The organism is Mycobacterium sp. E796 (genome assembly GCF_001672815.1).
GTDB lineage: Bacteria > Actinomycetota > Actinomycetes > Mycobacteriales > Mycobacteriaceae > Mycobacterium.
The window spans coordinates 1-2,145 of sequence record NZ_LZKK01000171.1 but is presented as its reverse complement, the minus strand read 5'-3'; the positions used below and the strand labels follow the sequence as shown (position 1 = coordinate 2,145).

At 66.9% G+C, this 2,145-nt stretch carries 2 protein-coding genes; both read right to left on the bottom strand.

Annotated features, from left to right (window positions below; translation table 11 throughout):
• The coding region (locus tag A5706_RS12740) for a hypothetical protein (RefSeq protein ID WP_156767089.1) at positions 1–215 on the bottom strand (215 nt) is incomplete at its 3' end.
• A gap of 129 nt (positions 216–344) precedes the next feature.
• Positions 345–2,145, bottom strand: a 1,801-nt coding sequence (locus A5706_RS12735; protein WP_156767088.1) for a class I tRNA ligase family protein, incomplete at its 5' end; no start/stop codon positions are given.

The window sequence follows — 2,145 nt, the reverse complement described above, 5'->3', positions numbered from 1 at the left end:
GTCGGCGGGAAGTCCTCAAACTTTGCCGGCTGCGACAGGAATCCGTCCTCGACCGACGGGTCACCCAGCGGGCTCGACGCCCACGCCTCGGCGACCGTGAGGTCCTCGTGCGGGACGGCGGCGACCGTGAGGTCCTGATGCGGAGCGGCCGCGACGGTCAGGTCCTGGGGGATGGCGGCGAAGGTGGCCGATTGGAAGTCTTCGATGGTGCTCATGGTGTGTTCCCTTAATGTCGTCGCGGCCCCCGTTGGGCCGCTGTCACAGGTACGAGCAGCGAGCCACAATGGGTCGGACACTTTTTTGGAAACTTTTTTCCAGGCCGCTGAACGCCTGGTCGCGAGCCGCTAGACCTTCGCGATCGCCACCCGCACGCCGTCGCCGATCTCTGAGCCATCCGCGGGCTCGCCGAACTCGAAGCTAGTGGCGAGGATCTCCCCCGCGATCAGGTCGCGGTGCGTCCGCGCCCAGTCGGCCCGCTCGCCGGGCACGGACATCACCACGCTGATGCGGTCGGACACGTCCAGCCCGGTCGACTTGCGTAGTTCCTGCAGCTCCCGGATCCGGTCCTTGGCCCAGCCCTCCGCTTCCAGTTCCGGAGTCACCGTGCCGTCGAGGACCACCAGCCCGGACCCGTCGGGCAGCGCCGCGGTGTAATCCGGGTCGGCGGCCACCAGCCGCGAGCTGTACTCGTCGGGCTGCAGCACTGCGGGACCCGCCGTCAGGGTGCCGTCGGGGTTGACGACGCCCTCGCCCGCCTTGACAGCCTTGATCGCCGCCTGCACGTCCTTGCCCAGCCGCGGCCCGGCCACCCGCGCGTTGACCGTCAGCTCGAACCGGCCGTACGTGTCGATCGCGTCGGTCAGTTCGACCCGCTTGACGTTGAGCTCGTCGGCAATCAGGTCGACAAACGGCTCGAGCCGCTGCGGGTTCTCCACGGCCACGGTGAGTTTCGGCAACGGCAGGCGCACCCGCAGCTTCTTGGCCTTGCGCAGCGACGACGCCGCCGAGCAGACTTCCCGGACCTGATCCATCGCCGCCACCAGGCCGGCATCCGCGGGCAGCACCTCCGCGTCCGGCCAATCGGCCAAATGCACCGAGCGCTCGAATGTCAGACCGCGCCAAATGATCTCGGTGACCGACGGCAACAGCGGAGCGGCCAGCCGGGCGGTCACCTCCAGCACGGTGTGCAAGGTGTCGATGGCGTCGGCGTCTTCCTCCCAGAATCGCGAACGCGACCGCCGCACATACCAATTCGTCAGCGCCTCGGTGAACTGGCGCAGCTGTTCGCAGGCCCCTGAGATGTCGCAGACGTCCATCGACTCGGTGAGGTCGTCGCGCAGCTGCGCCAGCTTGGCGAGGATGTAGCGGTCCAGCACATTGGCCGAATCCGTGCGCCAGTTCCCAACTTTCGGTGCATACAGCGCCAAGAAACTGTAGGCGTTCCACAGCGGCAGCAGCACCTGGCGCACACCTTCGCGGATGCCCTGTTCGGTGACGATCAGGTTGCCCCCGCGCAGGATCGGCGACGCCATCAGGAACCACCGCATCGCGTCGGAGCCGTCGCGATCGAACACCTCCGAGACGTCGGGATAGTTACGCAGCGACTTGCTCATCTTCTGGCCGTCGGAGCCCAGCACGATGCCGTGCGCGACACACGTTTTGAACGCCGGACGGTCGAACAGCGCGGTGGCCAGCACGTGCAGGGTGTAAAACCAGCCGCGCGTCTGGCCGATGTACTCGACGATGAAGTCGCCCGGGTAGTGCCCGTCGAACCAGTCGCGGTTTTCGAACGGGTAATGCACCTGGGCATACGGCATCGAGCCCGAGTCGAACCACACGTCGAGCACGTCGGGGATGCGCCGCATCATGCTGCGCCCCGTGGGATCGTCGGGGTTGGGCCGAGTCAGCTCGTCGATGTAGGGCCGGTGCAAGTTGGTGGGCCGCACCCCGAAGTCGCGTTCCAGCTCGTCGAGGCTGCCGTACACGTCGACGCGCGGGTAGGCCGGATCATCGGACTTCCACACCGGAATCGGCGTGCCCCAGTAGCGGTTTCGCGAGATCGACCAGTCCCGCGCGCCCTGCAGCCACTTGCCGAACTGGCCGTCCTTGACGTGTTCGGGGTACCAGGTGATCTGCTGGTTGAGT